Consider the following 24,449-nt stretch of genomic DNA (forward strand, 5'->3'; position numbering starts at 1 on the left):
ACTCTTCTTTCCGCGATGACGTGATCGGCACGGGCGCAGGGGCGCTCCTGCGTCCCTCGTCGCGCCTGTTTGCGAGGTCAATTTCCATGGCTGGAAACAGAATTCTTATTGTCTTGAGTGCGGCAGCGACGCTGCTGATGATCGGCGTCGGCATGATCGTGCCGCTGCTGCCGCAACGCATTCACGCCGAAACCGGCAGCCTCCACAGCGTCGGTCTGGTCGCTTCGGTCTTCGCCGTCGCTTATCTGCTTGCTCAATTGCCCGCCGGCATGCTCGCCGACAGGCTCGGCGCAAAGCCCATGCTGGTGGCGGGCTACGGCCTGTGCGCCGTTTCAGGCGTCGGCTTCTTCATGGCCGACAGGGCGACCGGCATCCTGGCGGGACGCGCGGTCCAGGGGCTTGGAGAAGCGCCGATCTGGGCGCTTGGTCCCGCCTTGCTGTCGATCGCCTATCCCGCCGCAAGGGGCCGGGCGATCGGCATCTACAACGCGGCCATTCACCTGGGCCTGATGACGGGCCCGATGCTCGGGCTGCTTCTGGTCGACACGGGACGCAGCCAGACGCCCTTCCTCGTCTTCGCGACCGTGTGCCTTCTCGGGGCCGTCGCGATCGCATCCCTGCTGCCCCGCATCCCGGCGACTGCCGATGGTACGCATGCCGCGAAACCGTCGATGCGGGCCGTCCTTGGCCTGTTCCTGCATGGCCCCTCCCGGATCCTTCTGACCGGCATAGGCCTCTATGGTGCGTGCTACGGCGTCTTCATCAGCGTTCTGCCGATCACCATGGCGACCATGAAAGGCGCCGGTTCGCGGGAGATCGCGTATCTCTTCGTCGTCTTCTATGCCGGTGTCGGATTGTCGCAGCTTGTCGCCGGGCCTCTGTCCGATCGTTACGGCCGAACCGGCTTCATGACCGGCGGCTTGATCCTGGCGATCATAGGCTTGTCGGCCTTGCTGTCGCTGCCGGCGTCGTTCGCCTACCCGGCGCTGGCCTTGGCCAGCCTGGGTCTCGGCGTGTTCTGTGTCGCGTCGCTGGCGCGGCTAAACGACGTGACGCCGCATCATCTGAAGGGAACCGTTTCCGGCACCTACTACTTCGCCTGGGCGATCGGCTATGTCCTCGGCCCGATGATGATCGGCCTCGTAGAGCCGATGGCGGCGGGCCTGGGCTATGGCCTGCTGACGATCGCCTTGGCGGCCCAGGCGCTCATGCTGGCGACGCGGCGCGCCGGCGGGCGCTGAGCGTTCAAGAAAAGAAAAAACCCGCGGTTCTTGCGAACCGCGGGTGGAGCCTTTGAAAAAGGTCAGTTTGGAGGTCAGACCGAGATTAGGCTCTAAGTTCAGCTCCAGTCTGTGACATTCGGCACAGAGGGGCCGGCATTGTTGTCGCCGTTGCCGGAGCGGTTCTGGCGGTCGCGCATGAAGCGGTCGAACTCTTCCTGGTCTTTGGCGCGGCGCAGTTCACGCACATAGGTGTCGAACTCGTTGCGCATTTCCTCGAGCTTGCGGCGCTCTTCCGCCAGGCGCTCGAGTTCCTTCTCGCGCCAGTCGTCAAACGCCACATTGCCGGTGCGGGCATGATGGCCATGGTGATGGTGGCGGCGCTTCCGGCCGATGCCGGCGCAACCCTTGAATACTTCGTCGGTCTTCATGTTCACGTCCCGTTTGAATTCGTCGAGTCTGTCGCCCCAGAGGATGTAGGCCAGCATCGCCAGGCCGAGCGGCCAGAAGATGATGAAACCCAGCACCATCAGCGCGATCGTCGCGGGCGTCCAGGCCGGGCGGATCAGTGCGGTGTGTGTCATTCGCAACCCCTTTTTGAGTTTTGGCGGCGGTCGTCGTCGCCTGGCAACGAGGTGGGGAGGGGCCGCAATCTTTGCAAGTTTGAAAACCCCGGAATTCCGGGCTTTCGAGGCGACTCACTGGAGTTTTCTCCAGTGGAGGAAATCGAAAAAAAATTCGCGCCCCCCGCGTGGAGGGCGCTTCGAGACCGGTTTTTCGGTCTGGCGAGAGACACGTTGGCGCTACGCGCGGACCCGCTCGACCATCGCTGAGACAGTGCGCGCGAGCAGGTCGAGATCCTGCGGCCGCGACAGGCGGTGATCGCCGTCCTTGATCAGGGTCAGCGTCGCGTCGTCCTTGGGCAGGAACTCCATCAGCTTCTGCGCAAGCGCGTGCGGCACGTCCGGATCGGCCATGCCCTGCAGGATATGGACCGGGCAATGGGTGTCGAGTGGCGTCGTCAGCACCCGGTTTTTCAGGCCGTCCTCGAACAGCGCCCGCGTGTAGACATTTGGCTCCGGCGAATATTCGCTCTCTTCCTCGAAATAGCCCTTGTCCTCAAGGTCCGCGCGCTGCGCGTCGGTCAGCTCAGGTTCCATCAGTTCGACCGTGAAATCGGGCGCCGGCGCGAGCAGAACCAGGCCGGCGATCCTGTCGCCCGCTGTGCCCTTGTTCAGTTCCTGCACCATGCGTAGCGCGATCCAGCCGCCCATCGACGATCCGACGAGAATCTGCGGGCCGCTGGTGTAGTGCTCGAACACCGCGATGCTTTGCGCCAGCCATTGCGAGATCGTGCCGTCGGAGAACGCGCCGCCGGATTCCCCATGGCCGGAATAGTCGTGGCGGCAACACGAGACGCCCAGTTCGCCCGCCAGCGCTTCGAGCCGTTCGGCCTTGGTGCCGAGCATGTCGGAGCGGAAGCCGCCGAGCCAGACGAGGCCGGGATTGCCGCCGGCCTTGTGGCGCACGGCGATGGGCGTGCCGGAAACCGTCAGGAAATCAGGCGTGTCGGTCATGGTGATCCTTTCGCGTGGTCTTGCGCCTTTGTTTTGCGCGGCGCGCGGCGTGAAGAAAACCCCTGCGCGGCGGACGGATGATTTTTCCTGAACGCTGTGCTATTGACTATGCGCCGGGAATCCCGACATTGCGCGGACTTCCGGTTAAACAGCTATCGAAACGACACAGGAGACAACGACCATTCGCCGTCCATTTCGAGCCGCTCCGGCTCAAAAAACAGGTCCGACAGCCAATCGCGACATTCGCGACCCCCAGATTCAGTTGATCGACGCCGAAGGCCAGAACCAGGGTGTAACCGACACCCAGGAAGCCCTTCGCATCGCGGAAGAGGCCGGGCTGGACCTCGTGTTGATCGTCCCGAACGCCAATCCGCCCGTGGCCAAGATCGTCGATCTCGGCAAGCTCAAATACGAACAGCAGAAAAAAGCCGCCGCCGCGCGCAAGAAGCAGAAGACCGTCGAGATCAAGGAGATCAAGATGCGTCCGAACATCGACACCCATGATTACGAGGTGAAGATGAAGGCGATGCGCCGCTTCTTCGACGAAGGCGACAAGGTCAAGGTGACATTGCGCTTCCGCGGACGCGAGATGGCGCACCAGAATCTCGGCATGGAGCTCTTGCAGAAGGTCAAGGGCGACATCGAGGAGATCGCCAAGGTCGAGGCCGAGCCGAAGCTCGAAGGCCGCCAGATGATGATGGTTCTGGCGCCGCGCTGAGCCTTCTCTTGCGATTGTCACATGCGAGAGCGGGCCGCAACGCCCGCTTTTCTTGTTTCTGTGGCGCTCGTGCCCCGTCCGCCGGCGCGTCTTTGACATCGCTTGCAATCCGGGCGTCTTGAGTCTATAGAGCCGCGTCCCGAGCGGTCCGGCAGGGCATGCCGTGTCCGCTCCGAATGCAAAACAGCGCACATCGTTTCAGGGCAAGACCCGTGGGCGGATTTCCGCCAGGCGGTCAAAGGTCGTTACGGCCTGTCCCTTGTCCAACTGGCGATGGCGCGAAAGAACGGAGAGCAAAATGCCCAAGATGAAGACGAAGTCTTCTGTGAAGAAGCGCTTCAAGATCACGGCCAATGGCAAGGTCAAGGTCGCGGCCGCCGGCAAGCGGCATGGCATGATCAAGCGGTCCAACAAGTTCATCCGCGATGCGCGCGGCACCATGGTGCTGTCCGATCAGGATGCGAAGATCGTCAAGAAAATGATGCCCTACGGCGACTGAGCCGTCACGACCGAACCAGGAGACTAGATCATGGCACGTGTAAAACGCGGCGTGACCGCTCACGCCAAGCACAAGAAAGTCCTCAAGCAGGCCGAAGGCTTCTACGGCCGTCGCAAGAACACCATCCGCACCGCGAAGGCTGCCGTCGACAAGTCGAAGCAGTACGCCTATCGCGACCGCAAGGTCCGCAAGCGGAATTTCCGCTCGCTTTGGATCCAGCGCATCAACGCCGCCGTGCGCGAACACGGCCTGACCTATGGCCGCTTCATCGACGGCCTGAACAAGGCCGGCATCGAGCTCGACCGCAAGGTGCTGTCCGACATGGCGATCCACGAGCCGGCTGCCTTCGAGGCGCTGGTCGGCAAGGCCAAGGAAGCGCTGTCCTATCTGAAGGACACCACGCCGAACGCCTACGAGTCGGTCGTCGGCTGAACCGCCGCGCACTGACGGGATGTTTCGGGCCCGCGGCGCTTCTGCGCCGCGGGCCTTGTCATCCGTCTGTCACACATGCGGCCTAGCCAAGGGCGCATCTGGTGGAGGCGGGCATGACGACTTACACGGCGATCGTCGTTGACGGCGACACGGGCGGCGAAGGCCGCTACAATTTCGAGTATGACGGCGATCTGCTCAAACATTCGCCGGCCACGGTCTTGCGCACCTTCTGGGAAAGCGTCGATCGCAACGTCCTTCTGACCGAGCATGTCGATTACGAACTCAACGCCGCGATGAAGAACGCGACCGGAACCGTCGTCACCGCGCTGGGCGCCATGCTCCGCGAGCATGACGGCGCGGTTCCCTTTATGGCGATGATCTCGAAAAAACGCGCCTGATCGATCGCCGGGCGCATTCAGGCGCCCGGGATGTGGACCTGCGGCGAATTCCTGAATAAGACAACGGCGAAGGACGCGGCTGAACACCGCGTCCCGCTTATTTCTGCAGGAAGTCCAATGGAAGAACTGGCCGCACTTGAACGCAAATTGATGGACGACATCGCCACCGCCGCCGACGAGGCGACAATCGAGGCGGTGCGTGTCGGCGCCATCGGCAAGAAGGGCTCGGTGTCGGAGCGGCTGAAGACGCTCGGCAAGATGACGCCGGAAGAACGCCAGGTCATGGGCCCGGCGATCAACGGCCTGCGCGACCGCGTCACGCAGGCGATCACCGCCCGCAAGATCGAGCTGCGCGACGCCGCGATCGAGGCCCGCCTGGCGACCGAGACGGTCGACGTCACCCTGCCCGTGCGTCCCGCACCGGCGGAGACCGGCCGCATCCATCCGATCACCCAGGTCACCGACGAACTGACCGCGATCTTCGCCGACATGGGCTTCTCGATCGCCGAGGGTCCGGACATCGAGACCGACTACTACAACTTCACCGCGCTGAATTTCCCGGATGGCCATCCGGCGCGCGAGATGCACGACACCTTCTTCTTCGAGCCGGGCGAGGACGGCACACGCAAGCTTCTGCGCACCCACACCTCGCCGGTGCAGATCCGTACCATGGAAAACCAGAAGCCGCCGATCCGCATCGTCATTCCGGGCAAGACCTATCGTTGCGATTCCGACGCCACCCATTCGCCGATGTTCCATCAGGTCGAGGGGCTGGTGATCGACCGCCAGGCGAATGTCGCCAATCTGAAATGGGTGTTGCAGGAGTTCTGCAAGGCCTTCTTCGAGGTCGAGCATCTCAACATGCGCTTCCGCCCGTCCTTCTTCCCCTTCACCGAGCCGAGCTTCGAGGTCGACATCCAGTGCGATCGGTCCAAGCCCGGCGAGGTGCGCTTCGGCGAGGGCGACGACTGGATGGAGATTCTCGGCTGCGGCATGGTGCATCCCAACGTGCTGCGCTCCGGCGGGCTCGATCCGGACGAGTATCAGGGTTTCGCCTGGGGCATGGGCATCGACCGCATCGCCATGCTGAAATACGGCATGCCGGACCTGCGCGACTTCTTCAGCGCCGATGCGCGCTGGCTTTCCCATTACGGCTTCCGCCCGCTCGACATGCCGACCCTGTTCGGCGGGCTGAGCAGCTAGAAAGATCTGACCGATGAAATTCACCCTCTCCTGGTTGAAGGACCATTTGGACACCGACGCCTCGCTCGACGAGATCGTCGAGAAGCTGACCGCGATCGGCCTCGAGGTCGAGGCCGTGGATGACAAGTCCGTCTTCAAGCCCTTCGTCATCGCCAGGGTGCTGACCGCCGAGCAGCATCCCGACGCCGACCGCCTGCGTGTGTTGTCCGTCGATACGGGCGACGGCAAGCCGGTTCAGGTCGTCTGCGGCGCGCCGAACGCCCGCGCCGGCCTGGTCGGCGCCTTCGCCGCACCGGGAACCTATGTGCCCGGCATCGACGTCACTCTCTCGGTCGGCAAGATCCGCGGCGTCGAAAGCCACGGCATGATGTGTTCGGAGCGTGAATTGCAGATCTCGGATGCCCATACCGGCATCATCGACTTGCCGGAAGACGCGCCGGTCGGCACGCCCTTCGCCGCCTATGCCGGCCTGGACGATCCGGTCATCGAGATCGGGCTGACGCCCGACCGCGCCGATTGCGCAGGCGTCTCCGGCATCGCCCGCGATCTCGCCGCCGCCGGCCTCGGCACGCTGAAGACCCCCGAGGTCAGGCCGGCCGGGGGTGAAGGCGCATGCCCGGTCAAGGTGACCATCGAGGACGCCGACCTCTGCCCGGGCTTTGCCCTGCGCATGGTCCGCGGCGTCAAGAACGGACCGTCGCCGGCCTGGATGCAGCAGCGCCTCCTCGCGATCGGCCTGCGTCCGATCAGCGCGCTTGTGGACATCACCAACTACGTGACGATGGATCGCGGCCGCCCGCTGCATGTCTTCGACGCAGCCAAGGTCGCAGGCAATCTTGTCGTGCGTCGCGCCAAGGAGGGCGAAACGGTCCTCGCTCTCGACGAGCGCGAATACGAGCTGACCGCCGAAATGTGCGTCATCGCCGACGACAACGGCGTCGAATCCATCGCCGGCATCATGGGCGGCGAACATTCGGGCTGCGACGAGAACACCACCGACGTGCTGATCGAATCCGCCCTGTGGGATCCGATGAACATCGCCCGCACCGGCCGCGATCTCGGCATCATCACCGATGCACGCTATCGCTTCGAGCGCGGCGTCGATCCGGAATTCATGATCGACGGCATGGAACTGGCGACCGCGATGGTGCTCGACTTCTGCGGCGGCACGCCGACCGAACCGGAAGTCGTCGGCTACAAGCCGCACGAGCCGAAAGTGATCACCTTCCCCTTCGCCGAGGTGAATCGTCTCGTCGGCATCGAGGTGCCGGCCGAGGAGCAGATCGACATTTTCAAGCGCCTCGGCTTCGGCGTGTCAGGGTCCGGCATCGAGATCGACGTCACGGTTCCTTCCTGGCGTCTGCTCGACGTTGAGGGCAAGGCCGACCTTGTCGAGGAAGTCATGCGCATCCATGGCGAGAACAACATCGAGCCGCAGCCTCTGCCGAGCCATGGCGCCGTCAACGCGAAGATCCTGACCACGCTGCAGATCAGGACGCGCCTCGCCAAGCGCGCGCTCGCCGTCCGCGGCATGATGGAATCGGTCTCCTGGTCCTTCATTCCGGCCGCGCATGCCGAATTGTTCGGCGGTGGCGGCAAGGCGCTGAAGCTCGCCAATCCCATCGCTGCCGACATGAGCGACATGCGCCCTTCGTTGCTGCCCGGCCTGCTGGCCGCCGCACAGCGCAATGCCGATCAGGGCGTTGGCGATGTCGCGCTGTTCGAGGTTGCCGCGACCTATGAGGGCGATACACCCGAGGCGCAGCGCCGCGTCGCCGGCGGACTTCGCCGCGGAACGGCCGCCCTCTCCGGTGGCGGTCGCCACTGGGCGGGCAACGGCGATCCTGTCGGCGTCTTCGACGCCAAGGCCGACGCGCTTGCCGCATTGGAAGCCTGCGGTGCGCCGATCGCCAATCTGCAGATCGAGCGCGGCGCGCCAGACTGGTACCATCCGGGTCGTTCCGGCGTGATCAAGCTTGGCCCGAAGGTCGTGCTTGGCCATTTCGGCGAGTTTCATCCGAAGGTGCTGGAAGCGCTCGACGTCACCGGTGCGTTGTGCGGCTTCGAAGTCTTCATCGACGCGATCCCCGAGCCGAAGCGCAAGGCGACGCGTACCAAGCCGAAGCTCGAGCTCTCGCCCTTCCAGATGCTCCGGCGCGACTACGCCTTTGTCGTCGACAAGGACGTCGCCGCCCAGACGTTGCTGCGCGCCATCTCCGGCGCCGACAAGAAGCTCATCACCAATGTCAGTGTCTTCGACATCTTCGAAGGCGCGTCGCTCGGTGAGGGCAAGAAGTCTGTGGCGCTGGAAGTGTCCATCCAGCCGACCGACCGCACGCTGACGGACGAGGATCTCGAAGCGCTGTCGGCGAAGATCGTCGCCAATGTCGAAAAGGCAGGCGGCGTGTTGCGCGGCTGATCAGCCGGCTTCCGGTTGCCTGAATTCAGGACTAGTCTTCTCCCGCAAACGGGAGAAGGCCATGTCTGCACTCGCGCAAACCTTGATCGCCGTCGTGGCGCTGGAGCATGTCCTGTTCCTCATCCTCGAGATGTTCCTGTGGGACAAGCCGCAGGGTATGAAGGTGTTTCGCAACACGCCCGAGCGCGCCGCCGCCACCAAGGTGCTGGCCGCCAATCAGGGCCTCTATAACGGCTTTCTGGCCGCCGGCCTGGCTTGGTCGCTTGCCCCGTTCGGTGCGCCGGACGCTGCGAAATCGATCGCGACATTCTTCCTGGCCTGCGTCGTCCTGGCGGGGCTCTACGGCGCGATGAGCTTCTCGCGCCGTATCCTCTGGGTCCAGGCCGCTCCGGCTTTCGTCGCCCTGGTTCTCGTCTGGGTGCTGTGAGCCATTCGTGACCAATGACGGGCGTCGCTCGGGATCGCCTTGCCTGAGTGGACGAATCGCAGCCAAGTGGAGCGATGGAACCCGAGCGTCTGCATCACGAACTCGAAGCTATCCTGCGCGCCGATCCTGTCGTCTGGACGGCGCTGGAACGGGCGAGCGCGCTCGATCTGCCCGACTGGATGATCGTCTCCGGCGCGATCTACAACACGGTCTGGAACGCGCTCACCGGCCAGCCGCCGGGTCATGGCATCAAGGACGTCGATCTCTTCTATTTCGACCCGCGCGACCTGTCATGGGAGGCCGAGGACGCTGTCATCCGGCGGGCGAGGGACCATTTCTCCGGCGTTGCGCTTCCCGTCGAGATCCGCAACCAGGCCCGTGTCCATCTCTGGTACGAGAAACGCTTCGGCCGCACATGTCCGACCTATCGGAGCAGTGCCCATGCGCTTTCCTGGTTCGCCTCCAAGACCCATGCCGTCGGTGTCCGCCTGCACCAGGACGACACGCTTACGGTGCATGCACCTTTCGGTCTCGGCGACATCTTCGCCATGCGGATCGTCGCGAACCGCGCTCTCGACAATCGCGAAACCCACGAGGAAAAGGGCGAGCGCGCGAAATCGGTCTGGCCGCAGGTGACAGTCGAGCCGTGGTGAGTACACTGCCGGCAAGACTACAGGAGGAGCGCCATGTTCAGGTGGGGAGTGTTGTCGACGGCCAAGATCGGCCGCGAGCAAGTGATTCCGGCGATTTGCGACGCCGATAACGGCGTTCTGGCCGCTATTGCCAGCCGTGACGAGGCCAAGGCGCGTGCCCTTGCCGACCGGTTCGGCGCGCCGCACGCCTTCGGCTCCTATGAGGCGATGCTGGCTTCCGACACGATCGATGGCGTCTACATCCCGCTGCCCACCTCCCAGCACGTCGAATGGGCCGTCAACGCGGCGGAGGCCGGCAAGCATGTGCTGGTGGAAAAACCGCTGGCGCTCAAAGCCGCCGACATCGAGCCGCTGCTGGAGGTCGAGCGCCGCACGGGTGTGCTGATTTCCGAGGCTTTCATGGTCACCTATCATCCGCAGTGGACGAAGGTGCGCGAGTTGATTGCCGACGGCGCCATAGGTCGGCTCCGCCAGGTGCAGGGCGCCTTCACCTATTTCAACACCGATCCCGGCAACATGCGCAACATCCCCGAACTCGGCGGCGGCGGCCTGCCGGACATCGGCGTTTATCCGACTGTGACGACGCGCTTCGCGACCGGCAAGGAGCCGCTCTCGGTGTCAGCAACGGTGGAGCGCGATCCCGTCTTCGGAACGGACATCTATGCCGATGTTCGCGCCAGGTTCGACGGGTTCGAACTCGCCTTCTACTGCTCCACCCAGATGGCCGCGCGACAGCTCATGGTCTTCCACGGCGACAAGGGCGTCATCGAGGTGCATGCTCCGTTCAACTCGATCCTCTACGACCATGACCATGTCACGCTGCACAATGCCGGGCACACCGAAGCGCAGGTGTTTCGCTTCAACGGCGTGCGTCAGTATCGTTTGGAGGTCGAGGCATTCGCCCGCCGCGCAAAGGGCGAGGACGTGCCGGTCTTCGATCTCGCCAACTCGATTGCCAATCAGAAATTCATCGATGCGGTCTTCCGCGCCGGTGAGAGCGGAGATTGGGAGACTGTTTAGCCGACTTCACACTGGCCCTTGGGTCGTCGGGAAAACTACCACCACACGCCGCCGTGGCGAATGCGGATGCGCGGTCCCTTGCCGTGCTTTTCCCACGGGTTGAGGCTTTCCGAAGACGCCGGCTCCCTGCTGGCGGCATCGTCCATCATGGGATCGCGTGCCGGGATGTCGCCGGCAAGCGCTGCCCAATGGTCGAAGCGTTTGCGGTCGCGCCTGCCGAGCCGGATCTGCGGAACCGGCGAAGCGCCGCGCTGTGGATGATAGCGTGTGTCGCCGCCGATCTCGGCAAGCGGCGGCTGATGCCGTAGCGCGCCTTTCAGGGCTTCGAGCCGCGCGATGCGTTCCTCCGTTGGCGGATGGCTGCGCAGCATCGACGGGTCGGGGATGCGGCCGCCCGGCAGCACCATGCCCTCCCAGCGGCGCCCCTGTGCCCGCTCCAGCTTCACCAGGGCCGAGGACAACCCATCCGGATCGCCTGTCAGCAGCGCCGCGCCGTAATCGGCGTCGAATTCGCGCGTGCGCGACAGGGCCAGTTGCAGCAATCCGCCAGTCGTCGGCGAGGCGATCATCGCAACAATGCCGAGCCAGGGGATCTGTCCGAAAAAGCCGGAAATGTTGAACAGGATCGCCACCATGCCGATCGAGGACAGCGCCGACGTCATCCGCGACACCATGTCGGCAAGCGACATCACCTTGATGTCCTCATTGACGACATGGGTGGTTTCGTGGGCCAGGACGCCGGCCAGTTCGCGCAGGCTGAGATTGCGCAAGAGCGCATCGGTAACCGCGATGGCGGAATCCTCGCGCCGCCCGACCGCGAAGGCGTTCATCATCTTCGACGGCACGACATAGAGCTTCGGCGTCGCGGGCAGTTCGGCCCGGGCGGCCAGTTCCCGGATCAGCCGGTATCCGGCCGGGAAATTCTGCGGTGTCACGGGCTGCGCCTTGTACATGCGCAAGACCATCGCCGGCGAGATGCGCCGTGCCGCCGCCAGCGTTATCGCACCGAAGATCAGGGCATAGGCGAGGCCCATCAGCCCGGCGATCGCCCAGGCCGTCACCGCGAGCAGCAGAAGGCTTCCCCCGGCCAGGAGCCAGGTATGCAGCGAGTTCAGCGCCCGGTGCTGGCGGTGGATAATGTGATCGTCGTGGAAGAACAGACGTGTCATGGCCCCTATATGGGGATCCGGTGGGCCGACTTGGAGTCGTCAGGCGCGGTTGAAGACGAAGCGCGAATAGCCGAGATAGGAAAACACCGTCACCACGCCGACCGCGATCACCAGCGCCATCAGCGGCGTAATGACGCCCGGCGCAGCCAGAATCAGGGCTGAATAGATGGCGTAGTTCAGCCCCGCGCCGATCAACGCGACGAAGCCGTAGCGCGCCCCTTCATGCACCACATGCCGGCCGCTCTTGCCGAAAGTCACGGTACGGTTGATCAGGAAAGTGGTCATCATCGCCGCCGCGATGGCGAAGATGCGCGCCGAATACGGTCCCAGAGGCGTCAGCTTCATGAGCAGCGTCAGCACGGTCGCGTCAACGACGAAGCCCGATCCTCCGGCGACGGCGAAGCTCGCCAGCCGCGTGATCAGCGCTTTCGAAACGGGGAGCCTCATCGTCAGCCAGTCGTGGTTTCCTCGACGCGCCGTTGCGGCTTGCGCCGTGAGCTGGATACACCGGTTGCCGTGCCGCGTCGACCGGTCATTCGGCCGGCTTCGCCGCGATGTGGCGGCTGGTTCAGATAGGCCATGCGCATCTGTTCCACACGACCGGCGGCGACCGAATCGAGCACCAGCCCGGTCACCAGCATCAACGCCGACAGCGTCAGAATGCCGATCGCGCCGATCCAGGTCGGTACGCGGCTGACGAGCCCTGTCGTCAGATACTCGTAGATCGGCGGGGCCATGAAGAACACGCTGGCCGCAAACAGGCCGGCGGCGATAAGGCCGTAGAAGCGGAACGGCTGCGTCTCCTTCATCAGCCGCGCGAACATCATCAGGATCTTCATGCCGTCGCGCAACGTCGACAACTTCGACGCCGACCCCACCGGCCGACGCCCATAATCAAGCTCCACTTCGGCGACCGGCAGCTTCAGGAGGCCGGCGTGCACCGACATCTCCGTCTCGATCTCGAACCCGTGCGAGATCGCCGGGAAGCTTTTCACGAAACGCCGGGTGAAGACGCGATAACCTGACAGGATGTCGGTGAAATCACGTCCGAAAATCTGCTGATAGAGCCGGTTGAACAGCTTGTTGCCGAAGGCGTGTCCCGCCCGGCCTGCGTCCTCGGTCACCCCTGAACGGATACCAACCACCATGTCGACACGCTCGCTCAGAAGCGTCGCGATCAGCTGCGGCGCGTCTTCCGGCGCATAGGTGCTGTCGCCGTCGGCCATTACGTATATGTCGGCGTCGATGTCGGCGAACATCCGGCGCACGACGTGGCCCTTGCCCTGCCGCCGCTCGCGCACGACCGTCGCGCCGGCGAGGCGGGCGGTGATCGCGGTGGCGTCGGTCGAATTGTTGTCGAACACGAAGACGCGCGCCGTGGGCAGCGCTTCCTGGAAGCGTTTCACCACGTCGCCGATCGTCAGCCCCTCGTTGTAGCAGGGCAGGATGACCGCGATGTCGGGCGTCTCAAATGGCGTGTGATCAGGCATGGGGCGATCTCGCAGCGTTTGCGCTTTACCATTTCTTGATCGGCTTAAGATTAGGTTTAGCGGGAGTTTTTTGCCCTGGACGACCTGCCGATGACCTTCCTTTCCGGGTTGGGCGAGACAGCCCCTCGCGCCGCGATCGCGCCGCCCAGCCGTTTCGCGGGCGTCGCGGCGGCGCTCGTGGCGACCCTGATCGTCACGGCGATCGGGCTTTCCGGCTCGACGGCCGCCGGCATTCCCAATTCCGACGATCTCCTGCGCATGGTCGAGGTGCGCGACCTTCTCGGCGGGCAGAGCTGGTTCGACCTCGCCCAGTACCGGCTCGGCCTCGACGGCGGCACGCCGATGCACTGGTCGCGCCTGGTCGACGCGCCGATCGCGGCGATCGTCATGGCCGCAACGGCGCTGACGGGCGAGGCGGCATCCGGCGAGGCGGCGGCCCGGCTCCTCTGGCCGGCGCTGACGCTGTTCGTCGCCATGCTGGCGCTGATGCGGGGCTGCCTGCGCACCGGCCACGCGGCATGTCGCATGCCCGTCGCGATCATCGGCGCGATCGCGCTGTGGACGACCGGCGCCTTCGCGCCGGGCGCGCTCGATCACCACAACATCCAGATCGCGCTGGCCTTGTGGCTGATGGTGCTGCTGCTGCCGGGAGACCGGCCCGTCGCCGCCCATGGCTGGGCGGGCTTCGTCGCCGTGGCGATGCTCGCCATCGGCATGGAGGTGCTGCCCTATGTCGCGCTGGCCGGCCTCGTCGTGGCGCTGCGGTTTGCGACCGACGCCGCCGCGCCGGCTGCCGCCCGCGCCTTCGGTCTCGCCGTTGCCGGCACGGCCGGCGCGATCTTTGCGGCCACAGTCGCCCCGGGAAACTGGTCCGACAGCGCCTGCGACGCCTATTCGGCCTTCCACCTCGTCGTGGCGTCCGCCGGCGGTCTCGGCCTCGCCGGCGCCACCCTCGCGCGATCGCCGGCCGCGCGCTGGATCGCCATCGGCGCGCTCGGCGCGGGCGTCGTGGCGCTGGTCGCGCTCGCCTTTCCCCATTGCCTCGCCAATCCGCTGGCGGGCCTCGATCCACGCCTCAAGACCTTCTGGCTGGAAGGCGTCGTCGAAACACGCTCCTTCGCCGATCTCTGGGCGAGCGACCGCTTCGCGCTGATCGGCCTCTTCGCGATGCCCGCCTGCGCCTTCGCCGTCGCGGTCGCGACCGCGCTGCGCGCGCCGGAGCGTCGCGGCGAGGCGGTCGTCTTCGCCGCCTTCCTGGCCATGGGCCTGGCCGTGACCGCCTGGCAGCAGCGCGGCTTCACCTTCGCGACGGCCTTCGCGGTCCTGCCGCTCGGCTTTCTCGTCGGTCGCCTGCGCGCCGCCATGCCCGAACGTCCGGGCGCGGCCCGGATCCTCGGCCTCGCCGCCGCCTGGGCGATCTCGATCAACCTCCTGTGGTGGATGGCCGGCGCGACGGCGGCCGGCCTGTTCACCGCCGCGCCCACCGTGCAGCAGCAGATCGCCGCGGCGTCGCCGCGCGACTATTGCTACACGGCCGATCTCTACGCGCCGCTTGCCGCCGAGCCGGCGGGCGTGGTCCTCGGCGCGACCGACATCGGCGCCAGTGTCCTGCTTCACACGCAACACCGCGCCGTCGCCGGGCCGTATCACCGCAACACGGCCGGCAATCTGCTGCTGATCGACGCCATGCTGGCGCCCCCGGCCGAAGCGCGCGCGATGCTCGCCGCGAACGGCGTCACGCTGATCGCCGATTGCCTGAAGGGCGCGGACGGTTTCGATTTCATCGCCGCCGCGCCGAACGGCCTGCAGGCGGCGCTGCGCGGCCCTTCCTTGCCGACCTGGCTGGAACCGGTTGTCGCGACCGTGGGCGAGCCGCTGGTGCTCTACCGCGTGCTGCCTTGAGGTCCGTCGAGGCGGGAACGCCCTTGGTCGGTCGGGCAAATCAGTCTAGAGTCGGCCCCGAGGCGGTGGGGCACAAACAGAAAGGCGTCGCGGCCATGGTCCTTGCGTCCGCATTGCATTTCGCTCAGGCGGTCCTGTCATCGGCAGGACGGGTCGCCCTTGTGGCCGGCACGGTGGCGCTTGCCGCCGGAACGGCGCCCGCATCCGCCCAGACGGCGGCCAAGGAGCTGTTCGGCAGGGTTCCGCTGCCCTCCGTCGAGAAACCCGCGTCCCACGGCTTCTATTCGAAGGGCTGCATCGCCGGCGCCGTCGCGATACCGGTCGACGGGCCGACATGGCAGGCCATGCGGCTGGAACGCAACCGCCGCTGGGGCCATCCCAAGCTGATCGCCCTGCTCGAGCGCCTGTCGCGCGACGCAGTGCAGGACGGCTGGCCCGGCCTGCTGCTCGGCGACATTTCGCAGCCGCGCGGCGGCCCGATGCTGTCCGGCCATGCCTCCCACCAGGTCGGGCTCGACGCGGACATCTGGCTCACGCCGATGCCGGATCGCCGCCTGTCGCGCGAGGAACGCGCCAATCTCAGCGCCACGTCGCTTCTCAAGAAGGACTCGCTGGAGGTCGATCCGAAGAAATGGACCGACGCCCATGGCAGGCTGTTGCGCCGCGCCGCCTCCTATGACGAGGTGCAGCGCATCTTCATCCATCCGGGCATCAAGAAGAAGATGTGCGACCTCTATGGCGGCTCGCGCGCCAACGACGTCTGGATGAACAAGCTGAGGCCCTATTACGGCCACCACTATCATTTCCACGTCCGCGTCTTCTGCCCGGACGACTCGCCCAACTGCAAGCCGCAGCAATCGACCGGCTCCGGCAATGGCTGCGGCAAGTCGCTGGCCTGGTGGTTCACCGACGAGCCATGGGCCCCGGCGGATCCGAAGCCGGGCACCAAGCCGGCCAAGCCGCGCGTCGTCACGCTGAACGACCTGCCCAAATCCTGTGCCGTCGTGCTGGGAGACCGTGCGCCTGCCGACGAATCGCTCGTCACCTTCACGGCCGGCTACGATCCGCAGCTTGCGCGCGCGACCGCCGTCGCCGTCAAGGCGCCGACGGTCCCGAAGAACAACGTCCCGATCATCGTTCCGATCCCCGCGGTCAAGCCGAAGGGCGCGGGCTGACCGCCGATAGGGGCTTTCATCGCCGATGCATTTCGATTATGCAGTTTCAAACGATTTAACATCCCGCCGAACATCGCCATGAGCACGACGCGCACGGTCGCACTGATCGCCCACGACCAGAAGAAGGACGATCTCGTCGCCTTCGTGCGCGAGCATGAGGCGGCATTCGCCAAATACGAGCTCGTGGCGACGGGCACCACCGGGAGCCGCGTTTCGGAAGCCTGTCCCGGCCTGTCGATCACCCGCAAGAAAAGCGGCCCTCTCGGCGGCGATCAGCAGATCGGCGCGATGATCGCGGAGGGGCAGATCGAGGCGGTGGTCTTCTTCGTCGACCCGCTGACGCCGATGCCGCACGACGTCGACGTCAAGGCGCTCATGCGGCTGGCCATTGTCTACGACATCCCCATCGCGTTAAACCGGAGGTCGGCGAGCATGCTGCTCGCGTCCTTGCCCCGGGTCTGACGCCCCGCAAACTGGATCAAGGAGAGGCGCATGACCAACGGCCATCCCGAAGCAGAAGTGAGAATGCCCTTCCCGGTTCTGATCGCCGACATCGGCGGCACCAATGCGCGTTTCGCCATCGTGGTGGATTCCAACGCCGAGCCGAAGCGATTTCCCCCCATCAAGACCGCCGATTACAAGACGCTCGACGAAGCGGTGCAGACGACCGTTCTCGACAAGACGTCGATCGTGCCGCGGTCGGCCGTCCTGGCCGTCGCCGGCCCGACGGACGGTGACGAGATCGACCTGACCAACTGCCACTGGGTGGTGCGCCCGAAGACGCTGATCGGCGATCTCGGCTTCACCGACGTCCTCGTCATGAACGATTACGAGGCGCAGGCGCTGGCCGTCGTCGCGCTCGACGCGACCCATCTGAAGCCGGTCGGCGGCGGTGAACGCATGGACTACGCGAACCGCGTCGTCATCGGCCCCGGAACCGGCCTCGGCGTGGCCGGCATCGTGCACGGATCCAACACCTGGATCCCGGTTGCCGGCGAGGGCGGCCATGTCGATCTCGGACCGCGCACCGAGCGCGACTACGAGATCTTCCCGCATGTGGAAACCATCGGCGGCCGGGTCTCGGGCGAGCAGATCCTGTGCGGCCGCGGCCTGGTCAATCTCTATCGCGCCGTTGCCGCCGCCGACGGGCGGAGCCCCCTCCTGACGAAGCCCGAGGAGGTGACCCAGGCGGCGCTCGACGGCAGCGACACGATGGCCGTGGAGACCGTCCAGCTCTTCCTCGAATATCTGGCGCGCGTCGCCGGCGACATGGCGCTCGTCTTCATGGCGCGCGGCGGCATCTACCTGACCGGCGGCATCACACAGAAGATCCTGCCCCTGTTGCACGCGCCGCGCTTCCGCGCCGCCTTCGACAACAAGGAGCCGCATCGCCACCTGCTGGAGCAGACGGCGGTCTTCGTGATCACCCACGACCAGGCGCCGCTGGAGGGCCTGTCGGCCTTCGCCCGCATGCCGGCGCGCTTCGGCGTCGACACCACCGGGCGCTGGTGGCGCAAGGACTGAGGCGGCGGCGCATTTGCCGGCGCCGCCGTGGTACCATTTCGCTTTGGCGTCATGTATAGCTGCCGCGATTTCGAACCCAGCAGGCGGACCGACCCTTGAATACCGAACGCATGGCCGCGCCTGAACAGACGCCGGGCGCCTATGCCCTGATCCGGCGCATCGTCTCCGAGAATGCCCGACGCTATGTGCGCGCCTATGCGGTCGCCATCGTCTGCCTCGTTCTCGTGGCGCTGACCACGGCCTTCTCGGCCTGGATCCTGCGCGACGTCGTCAACGAGATCTTCTATCACCGCCGCAGCGACCTGATCCCCGTGATCAGCCTCAGCGTCCTGGCCGCCTTCGTCATTCGCGGGATCGCCAGCTACACCCAGTCGGTGCTGCTCGCCCGGATCGGCAACGACATCGTCGCGCGGTACCAGAAGCGCATCTTCGAAAAGCTGATGGGCCTCGGCGTCAGCTTCTTCACCGCCTCGCGGTCCGGCGAACTGGCCGCGCGCATCAACGAGAACATCGCCGCCATCCGCGACGTCCTCAACCTGACGGTCACGTCGCTCGCCCGCGACTTCCTCTCGCTGATCGGCCTGATCGGCGTGATGGTCATCCAGGACTGGTTCCTGTCGCTGATGTCGCTCCTGATCGCGCCGCCGCTGATCCTGTCGGTCGTCTACATCTCGCGGCGCATCCGCAGCGTCGTGCGCGACACGGTGCTGCTCAACGCCCGCGTCATCGGCACCATGCAGGAGGTCGCCCAGGGCATCACGGTGGTCAAGGCCTTCACCATGGAGGACCAGCTGTCGCGGCGGATCTCCGGCGTGATCGAGGAGGCCTTCGAACGCTCCAACAAGCTTGCGCGCATCTCGCAGCGCATGACGCCCCTGACCGAGGCGCTGGCCGGGATGGCGATTGCCGGCGTCGTCGCCTATGGCGGCTATCGCGCGGTCGCGTTCGACGAGCCGCCGGGCAGCGTCATGGCCTTCATCGCCGCGCTGCTGCTGGCCTATGACCCGGCCCGCCGGCTGGCGCGGCTGCAGGTCAATCTGGAGCGCGCCATGGTCAATGCGCGCATGATCTACGAACTGCTCGACATGGAAGTGCAGCAGGACGACGCGCCCGGCGCCGGGCCGCTGGCCGTCACGCAGGGCCGCATCGTCTTCGATCGCGTCGATTTCGCCTATCAGGAAGGCGTACCGGTGCTGCGCGAACTCTCCTTTTCCGCCGAGGCGGGCCGCACCACGGCGATCGTCGGCGCGTCGGGGGCGGGCAAGTCCACCGTCATCGCGCTTCTGCAGCGCTTCTACGACCCGGTCGGCGGGGCGGTGCTGATCGACGACCAGGACATTCGCGGCGTCGCCAAGGCGTCGCTGCGCGCCAACATCGCCTATGTCTCGCAGCAGCCCTACCTGTTCGAGGGCACGATCCGCGACAACATCCGCTACGGCCGCGCCGACGCGACCGACGCCGAGATCGAGGAGGCGGCGCGCCTCGCCAATGCCGAATCCTTCATCCTCGAACAGCCCGGCGGCTACGACACGCCGGTCGGCGAGAACGGCGTCACCCTGTCGGGCGGCCAGCGCCAGCGCCTGTCGATCGCCCGCGCCATCGTCCGCAACGCGCCGATCCTTCTGCTCGACGAGGCGACCTCGGCGCTGGACAACGATTCCGAAAAGCTCGTCCAGGACGCGCTGGAAAAGGTGATGCAGGGGCGGACCACCATCGTCATCGCCCACCGCCTCTCCACCGTGGTCGACGCCGACAAGATCATCGTCATGGAAGCCGGCCGGGTCGTGGAGGAAGGCAATCACGCGTCATTGATCGCGCGCCCCGACGGGGTCTATGCACGGTTCTACGCCCTGCAGGGCGACCGCGCGCCGGACCTGCTGTCGAGCCAGAACCGCGGCCGCGCCGCCGAGACGCCGGCACAAGAGTGAGAGAGAGGACATCATGTCTACGATGCGCATAGCCGTCATCGGCGCCGGGGGCCGCATGGGCCGCAACCTCATCCGGGCGATCGACGAGAGCGAGAACGCGGTGCTCTCCGGCGCGCTGGAACGCGCCGGCTCGCCGCAGATCGGCGCCGATTGCGGCGTGCTCGCCGGGCTGGAACCCAATGGCGTCACCGTGGCGGCGACGATGGAGGAGGCCTTTGCCGGCGCCGACGCCGTCCTCGATTTCACCGCGCCGGCCGCCACGCGCGCCGTCGCCGAATTCGCCGCCGCCAACGGCATCGCCCATGTCATCGGCACGACCGGCATGTCGGCGGACGACGACGCCGTCGTCGCGGAGGCGGCGAACAGGACAGCCGTCGTCAAGTCGGGCAACATGAGCATGGGCGTCATCCTGCTCTCGGTGCTGGTCGAACAGGCCGCCCGCGCGCTGGAGGCGGCCGACTGGGACCTCGAAGTCCTCGAAATGCACCATCGCCACAAGGTCGACGCGCCGTCCGGCACCGCGCTTCTGCTCGGCAAGGCGGCCGCCAAGGGCCGCGGCATCGATCTCGCCGGGAATTCCGTGCGCGTGCGCGACGGGCACACCGGCCCGCGCGAGGCCGGGTCGATCGGCTTTGCGACCTTGCGCGGCGGCTCCGTGGTGGGCGACCACTCCGTCATCCTGGCCGGGCCAGGCGAGCGGGTGACGATTTCCCACCATGCCGAGGACCGCATGATCTTCGCGCGCGGCGCGGTCAAGGCGGCGCTGTGGGCGAAGGACCGTGCGCCCGGCCTCTATTCCATGCATGATGTGCTGGGGCTCACCAGCTAACACCAACCGATCCGACCGAGGGAGTATTCGATGTCCGGCACCATGGTTCTCGTCCGTCACGGCCAAAGCGAGTGGAACAAGCTCAATCTCTTCACGGGATGGCGCGATCCCGACCTGACCGAATTGGGCGTGCAGGAGGCCGAGCAGGGCGCGCAGGCGATCAAGGATTACGGCATCACCTTCGACATCGCCTTCACCTCGGTCCTGACGCGCGCCGAACGCACCTGCCAGATCATCCTCGACGGCATCGGCCAGTCCGATCTGGAGACGATTCACGACCAGGCGCTCAACGAGCGCAATTACGGCGATCTTGCCGGCCTCAACAAGGACGACGCCCGCGCCAAGTGGGGCGAGGAGCAGGTGCATGTCTGGCGCCGCTCCTACGACGTGCCGCCGCCCGGCGACGACGGCGAGAGCCTGAAGGACACCGGCGCGCGCGTCTGGCCCTATTACATGACCGAGATCCTGCCGCGGGTGCTGCGCGGCGAGAAGGTGCTGATCGCCGCCCACGGCAATTCGCTGCGCGCCATGGTCAAGATCCTCGACCGGCTGTCAAACGATGAGATCACCAAGCTGAACCTCGCGACCGGGGTGCCGATGGTCTACAAGCTCAACGCCGATTCCACCGTCGCCTCCAAGGAGATCCTGGGCGACATGTCCGGCGCGCACTGAGCGCGCCGACGGGCATGGACGGCCTCTTCGCCCTCCTGCAGCAGCACTGGCCGCACATGGCGCTGGTCTTTGCCGCCTTCGTCATGGCGGCCGCGAGCCCCGGGCCGGCGGTGCTCGGGATCATGGCGACGTCGATGGCGGCCGGGCGCAAGGCGGGCATGGCGTTCGCCGCCGGCGTGCTGACCGGCTCGATGACCTGGGCCTTCCTCGCCGCGGTCGGCCTGAGCGCCTGGCTGCAGGCCTTCGCCTTCGGCCTCGTCGTCCTGAAGCTGGCCGGCGGTCTCTATCTGCTGTGGCTCGCATGGAAATCGCTGCGCTCGATGCTGGCCGCAGACGCGAAAACCCTGCCCGCCGCGATGACGTCCGCGCCGCTGTGGCTGCAATATCGCCGGGGCGCGCTCCTGCATCTGACCAATCCGAAGGCGGTTCTCTCCTGGATCGCGATCGTCAGCGTCACGCAGGCCGACGGCGGCAACGGCGCCGTGCTGGCCGCGACCGTGGCGGGATGCTTCCTGCTCGGCATCGTCATCTTCCAGGGCTACGCGCTGATCTTCGCCAGCCGGATCATGATGCGGCAATATCTGAAGCTGCGCCGCGCCATTGAGGGCGTTCTGGCCGCCGTCTTCGGCTATGCCGGCCTGCGCCTGATCGCCAGCTGATCCGAATGCGCCGGGACCGCCGTCGGCGCGCCCGTTCGACCGCGAAACCATGCGGCAAGCCGGGCCACCGCGACGGCGAAGCTGTCGCTATGCAGCCGGCTGGCCCTCCCGGCGTAGAACTGCGTGTCGATCGAACCGTCGGTTCGCCGGCGAATGGGAAAGTCGGTCGCGTCTTCCATGACGGGTCTCCTGCGTGTCTATTGACGCCAGCATGTCGACGCGCGCTTCCCGGCGCTTGACCGGCGCCTTGCCCTTTCCTTGTCTTTTGCTTGTTTTTCCCGCGCCGGATGGCGGCCGCATGGGGGCGAATGATATAGGCAGGTCATGCGCTATCGGTTTGGCCGCTTCAAACTGGTCGAGGAAACGCGTGAGTTGCACGCGGACGGCGAGCCGTGCGCGATCGAACCGCAGGTCTTCGACCTGATCGCCTGTCTCGTGCGGGAACGGGACCGCGTCGTCTCGCTGGACGATCTTATCGCCGCGGTCTGGAATGGACGGATCGTCTCCAATTCGGCGGTCAGCGCCCGCATCAGCGCGGCGCGATCGGCGCTCGGCGACGACGGCACGCGCCAGGAATGGATCCGCACGGTCCCGCGCCGCGGCTTTCGCTTCGTCGGCGCGGTCGAGACCGACGGCACCCCGGCGCCCTCACCGGCAGCGCAGCCCCCGACCGACGAGGCCCGGCGACAGCGTGTCGCCTTCTGCAGGTCCGCCGACGGCACGCAGATCGCCTTTGCGACCAGCGGTGAGGGCTATCCCCTCGTCAAGGCGGGCCACTGGCTCACCCACCTGGAGCATGACTGGCACAGCCCGATCTGGCGGCCGCTCCTCGACAGGCTGAACGCCCGCTACCGGGTCGTGCGCTACGACCAGCGCGGCAACGGCCTGTCGGACTGGGCGGTGTCCGATTTCTCCATCGATCGCTTCGTCGAGGACCTGGAGGCGGTGGTCGAGGCCGCCGGCGTCGACCGCTTCGCGCTCTACGCCTCGTCGCAAGGCGTGCCGGTCGCCATCGCCTATGCCCACCGCCATCCGGGCAGGCTGAGCCACCTGGTGCTGCAGGGCGGCTTCGAGCAGGGCCGCCTGGTGCGCGGATCGCAAAGCGAGCGCGACCAGGCCGAGGCGATCCTCACGCTCATCCGCCATGGCTGGGGCAAGCGCGGCAGTCCCTTCATCGACGCCTTTGCGACGATGTTCGTTCCGGACGGCACGCAGGAGCAGATCCTGTCGCTCGTCGACCTGCAGCGTCAGACGACGTCGCCGGAAAACGCCGCCGCGCTGCGCGCCGCCATCGACGGTTTCGACGTCTCCGGCCTCGTCGGCGACATCGCGGTGCCGACGCTGGTCGTCCACGCCCGCGACGACGGCGTTCAGCCCTTCGAGCAGGGCCGGATGCTGGCGCCGCACATTCCGGGCGCGGAATTCCTGATGTTGGAAAGCCGCAACCACGTCATCCTGCCGCAGGAAAAGGCCTTTCCGGTGGTGTTCGACGAGATCGACCGGTTTGTCGGGGGCGGAAGAGTCGGGGCATAGGCCCCTACGGCATTAACTTGTCTTTCCGCGCATTTACCAACACGCTGAAACTAGCGGGCCAAAAATGGATAGAGCGACCTGAATGCTACGATGCGTGTTCCACCGGACCGAAACATGTAATAGATTCTATTGCCTCGCAGCGAGCTTTTACTCAGCGGTATCCCAAACGTCAGTGCAGAAAGTTGCGTGAATTGGCATCGATCATGTTGATCGGCAGCCGCCGACTATAGTTTCGAGATACTCGGCCGCGGTGCGGGTCTGATCGCCGTTCGATTTCTGTTCATTGGTCGCAGCACAAATTTCTGCTTTGTTCGGGATCAAGACATCGTGTGGAAATCGTCCCAGAACATTAAAGATGTTCAGGACTCCGGTTTCGAATAGCCATTCGTTCCTATCGCCGTTCAAAATCGGCCATAAATTCGATCCGTCGTAGCGGCCGATCGTCTGCAACATAACTCTGACAATCTGAGTGTCTTGGGTCCATCCTTCCGAAATGGAAAAAAATGCGTTCTCCCGGTTCGCCTTTTGCTGATCGAACAAGCCATTCGCTAGGCGCTGCCTTTGCTCGGAAAGTGCATTATCGGCCTGTTGTACCTCGATTCCACTGCCGTCCTCAGCGATGAGAGGTAACAGTTTGCCGCCCAGTGTTGGCACTGCAATTTTGATTGTCTCGATAGCAATTTGCTTTCTCTGTCGGTCGTCTCCGATGAGATCAGTCGTCAGTTTTACTGAGATCTCCGCTTCTCGGAGCATTCTATTTGCATGATAAATATTTTGGTCATGTGAAAACCGCTCAAAGTCCTGCTTGATTCCTAGGAAATCGACCACAGTACCTGATAAAAAGCCGATTGCACCAAATACAATTCCGAACAAGACATCTGTAGCTTTTATTCGAAGTTCGCTACCAAAGCCAAACATCGCAAGTTTCCATCCTGCCTGTGCAGTCTCGAGTTTGAAGCCTACAATACGGAAATATTCAAAAAAATATAGTAATTTTTGGGC

26 protein-coding genes are annotated in these 24,449 nt (G+C 65.4%); 19 read left to right on the forward strand and 7 right to left on the reverse strand.

What is annotated here, in order from left to right:
* Positions 1 to 113: 113 nt before the first annotated feature.
* Positions 114 to 1,241, forward strand: a complete 1,128-nt coding sequence (locus tag MRY80_RS21335; RefSeq protein WP_293293266.1) for an MFS transporter — start codon at positions 114 to 116, stop codon at positions 1,239 to 1,241.
* Positions 1,242 to 1,339: 98 nt separating this feature from the next.
* Here the strand turns inward: MRY80_RS21335 and MRY80_RS21340 are convergent, their stop codons facing one another.
* The gene (locus tag MRY80_RS21340) at positions 1,340 to 1,804 is read right to left on the reverse strand and encodes a DUF2852 domain-containing protein (RefSeq protein WP_293293267.1); all 465 of its coding nucleotides are present in this window, start codon (positions 1,802 to 1,804) and stop codon (positions 1,340 to 1,342) included.
* A gap of 219 nt (positions 1,805 to 2,023) precedes the next feature.
* Positions 2,024 to 2,797 (reverse strand): alpha/beta hydrolase, encoded by a 774-nt coding sequence (locus MRY80_RS21345; protein ID WP_293293268.1) that lies wholly within the window; start codon positions 2,795 to 2,797, stop codon positions 2,024 to 2,026.
* Between the two features lie 181 nt (positions 2,798 to 2,978).
* Here MRY80_RS21345 and infC point away from each other — a divergent pair, with 181 nt between their 5' ends.
* The 9 genes from infC to MRY80_RS21390 all read left to right on the forward strand — a co-directional run bounded on the left by infC (position 2,979) and on the right by MRY80_RS21390 (position 10,566).
* A complete protein-coding gene (gene infC / locus MRY80_RS21350; protein ID WP_293294181.1) occupies positions 2,979 to 3,515 on the forward strand; it encodes a translation initiation factor IF-3 in 537 nt (178 codons plus the stop codon).
* A gap of 298 nt (positions 3,516 to 3,813) precedes the next feature.
* On the forward strand, positions 3,814 to 4,014 hold the full coding sequence (gene rpmI, locus MRY80_RS21355) for a 50S ribosomal protein L35 (protein ID WP_293293269.1): 201 nt from the start codon (positions 3,814 to 3,816) through the stop codon (positions 4,012 to 4,014).
* A 30-nt stretch (positions 4,015 to 4,044) separates the two neighbouring features.
* Complete coding sequence (rplT, locus tag MRY80_RS21360; RefSeq protein WP_293293270.1) at positions 4,045 to 4,446, forward strand: 50S ribosomal protein L20; 402 nt, start codon at positions 4,045 to 4,047, stop codon at positions 4,444 to 4,446.
* Between the two features lie 113 nt (positions 4,447 to 4,559).
* Positions 4,560 to 4,844, forward strand: a complete 285-nt coding sequence (locus tag MRY80_RS21365) for a hypothetical protein (RefSeq protein ID WP_293293271.1) — start codon at positions 4,560 to 4,562, stop codon at positions 4,842 to 4,844.
* 117 nt (positions 4,845 to 4,961) lie between these two features.
* Positions 4,962 to 6,047 (forward strand): phenylalanine--tRNA ligase subunit alpha, encoded by a 1,086-nt coding sequence (gene pheS, locus MRY80_RS21370; protein WP_293293272.1) that lies wholly within the window; start codon positions 4,962 to 4,964, stop codon positions 6,045 to 6,047.
* Between the two features lie 13 nt (positions 6,048 to 6,060).
* Entirely contained in the window at positions 6,061 to 8,466 is a 2,406-nt protein-coding gene (gene pheT / locus MRY80_RS21375) for a phenylalanine--tRNA ligase subunit beta (protein WP_293293273.1), read from the forward strand.
* Between the two features lie 61 nt (positions 8,467 to 8,527).
* Entirely contained in the window at positions 8,528 to 8,893 is a 366-nt protein-coding gene (locus MRY80_RS21380) for a DUF1304 domain-containing protein (RefSeq protein WP_293293274.1), read from the forward strand.
* A 74-nt stretch (positions 8,894 to 8,967) separates the two neighbouring features.
* Positions 8,968 to 9,546 (forward strand): nucleotidyltransferase family protein, encoded by a 579-nt coding sequence (locus MRY80_RS21385; protein ID WP_293293275.1) that lies wholly within the window; start codon positions 8,968 to 8,970, stop codon positions 9,544 to 9,546.
* A 33-nt stretch (positions 9,547 to 9,579) separates the two neighbouring features.
* A complete protein-coding gene (locus tag MRY80_RS21390) occupies positions 9,580 to 10,566 on the forward strand; it encodes a Gfo/Idh/MocA family oxidoreductase (RefSeq protein ID WP_293293276.1) in 987 nt (328 codons plus the stop codon).
* Between the two features lie 35 nt (positions 10,567 to 10,601).
* Here MRY80_RS21390 and MRY80_RS21395 read toward each other — a convergent pair whose 3' ends face one another.
* From MRY80_RS21395 to MRY80_RS21405, 3 genes are read right to left on the reverse strand one after another with little or no spacing between them, the layout of a single operon-like run.
* Entirely contained in the window at positions 10,602 to 11,735 is a 1,134-nt protein-coding gene (locus MRY80_RS21395) for a zinc metalloprotease HtpX (protein ID WP_293293277.1), read from the reverse strand.
* 39 nt (positions 11,736 to 11,774) lie between these two features.
* Positions 11,775 to 12,155: a GtrA family protein gene (locus tag MRY80_RS21400; RefSeq protein WP_293294183.1), complete on the reverse strand. Its 381-nt coding sequence runs from the start codon at positions 12,153 to 12,155 to the stop codon at positions 11,775 to 11,777.
* Between the two features lie 29 nt (positions 12,156 to 12,184).
* Positions 12,185 to 13,225: a glycosyltransferase family 2 protein gene (locus tag MRY80_RS21405; RefSeq protein WP_293293278.1), complete on the reverse strand. Its 1,041-nt coding sequence runs from the start codon at positions 13,223 to 13,225 to the stop codon at positions 12,185 to 12,187.
* A 90-nt stretch (positions 13,226 to 13,315) separates the two neighbouring features.
* On the opposite strand from MRY80_RS21405, the gene MRY80_RS21410 reads away from it, so the two are divergent.
* From MRY80_RS21410 to MRY80_RS21445, 8 genes are all read left to right on the forward strand, one after another.
* Positions 13,316 to 15,127, forward strand: a complete 1,812-nt coding sequence (locus MRY80_RS21410; protein ID WP_293293279.1) for a GtrA family protein — start codon at positions 13,316 to 13,318, stop codon at positions 15,125 to 15,127.
* 95 nt (positions 15,128 to 15,222) lie between these two features.
* A complete protein-coding gene (gene mepA / locus MRY80_RS21415; RefSeq protein WP_293293280.1) occupies positions 15,223 to 16,302 on the forward strand; it encodes a penicillin-insensitive murein endopeptidase in 1,080 nt (359 codons plus the stop codon).
* Between the two features lie 78 nt (positions 16,303 to 16,380).
* Positions 16,381 to 16,764, forward strand: coding sequence for a methylglyoxal synthase (locus MRY80_RS21420; protein WP_293293281.1), 384 nt, complete (start codon positions 16,381 to 16,383; stop codon positions 16,762 to 16,764).
* Positions 16,765 to 16,794: 30 nt separating this feature from the next.
* Positions 16,795 to 17,826: a glucokinase gene (locus MRY80_RS21425; RefSeq protein WP_293293282.1), complete on the forward strand. Its 1,032-nt coding sequence runs from the start codon at positions 16,795 to 16,797 to the stop codon at positions 17,824 to 17,826.
* 110 nt (positions 17,827 to 17,936) lie between these two features.
* Positions 17,937 to 19,754 carry an ABC transporter ATP-binding protein gene (locus MRY80_RS21430; RefSeq protein WP_293294185.1) on the forward strand — a complete coding sequence of 606 codons (1,818 nt, stop codon included), beginning with the start codon at positions 17,937 to 17,939 and terminating at the stop codon, positions 19,752 to 19,754.
* A gap of 13 nt (positions 19,755 to 19,767) precedes the next feature.
* Positions 19,768 to 20,583, forward strand: coding sequence for a 4-hydroxy-tetrahydrodipicolinate reductase (dapB, locus tag MRY80_RS21435; protein WP_293293283.1), 816 nt, complete (start codon positions 19,768 to 19,770; stop codon positions 20,581 to 20,583).
* A 30-nt stretch (positions 20,584 to 20,613) separates the two neighbouring features.
* On the forward strand, positions 20,614 to 21,255 hold the full coding sequence (locus MRY80_RS21440) for a 2,3-bisphosphoglycerate-dependent phosphoglycerate mutase (RefSeq protein WP_293293284.1): 642 nt from the start codon (positions 20,614 to 20,616) through the stop codon (positions 21,253 to 21,255).
* A 14-nt stretch (positions 21,256 to 21,269) separates the two neighbouring features.
* Positions 21,270 to 21,914, forward strand: coding sequence for a LysE family transporter (locus tag MRY80_RS21445; protein WP_293293285.1), 645 nt, complete (start codon positions 21,270 to 21,272; stop codon positions 21,912 to 21,914).
* Here MRY80_RS21445 and MRY80_RS21450 read toward each other — a convergent pair.
* Positions 21,884 to 22,093: a hypothetical protein gene (locus MRY80_RS21450; protein ID WP_293293286.1), complete on the reverse strand. Its 210-nt coding sequence runs from the start codon at positions 22,091 to 22,093 to the stop codon at positions 21,884 to 21,886. The genes MRY80_RS21445 and MRY80_RS21450 overlap by 31 nt on opposite strands.
* A gap of 145 nt (positions 22,094 to 22,238) precedes the next feature.
* Between MRY80_RS21450 and MRY80_RS21455 the strand changes: the two genes are divergently transcribed.
* On the forward strand, positions 22,239 to 23,447 hold the full coding sequence (locus MRY80_RS21455) for an alpha/beta fold hydrolase (RefSeq protein WP_293293287.1): 1,209 nt from the start codon (positions 22,239 to 22,241) through the stop codon (positions 23,445 to 23,447).
* A 201-nt stretch (positions 23,448 to 23,648) separates the two neighbouring features.
* On the opposite strand, the gene MRY80_RS21460 is transcribed toward MRY80_RS21455, so the two are convergent.
* Positions 23,649 to 24,365 carry a hypothetical protein gene (locus MRY80_RS21460; RefSeq protein ID WP_293293288.1) on the reverse strand — a complete coding sequence of 239 codons (717 nt, stop codon included), beginning with the start codon at positions 24,363 to 24,365 and terminating at the stop codon, positions 23,649 to 23,651.
* Positions 24,366 to 24,449: the final 84 nt, after the last annotated feature.

The sequence above is a fragment of the Oricola sp. genome (assembly GCF_022763245.1).
GTDB lineage: Bacteria > Pseudomonadota > Alphaproteobacteria > Rhizobiales > Rhizobiaceae > Oricola.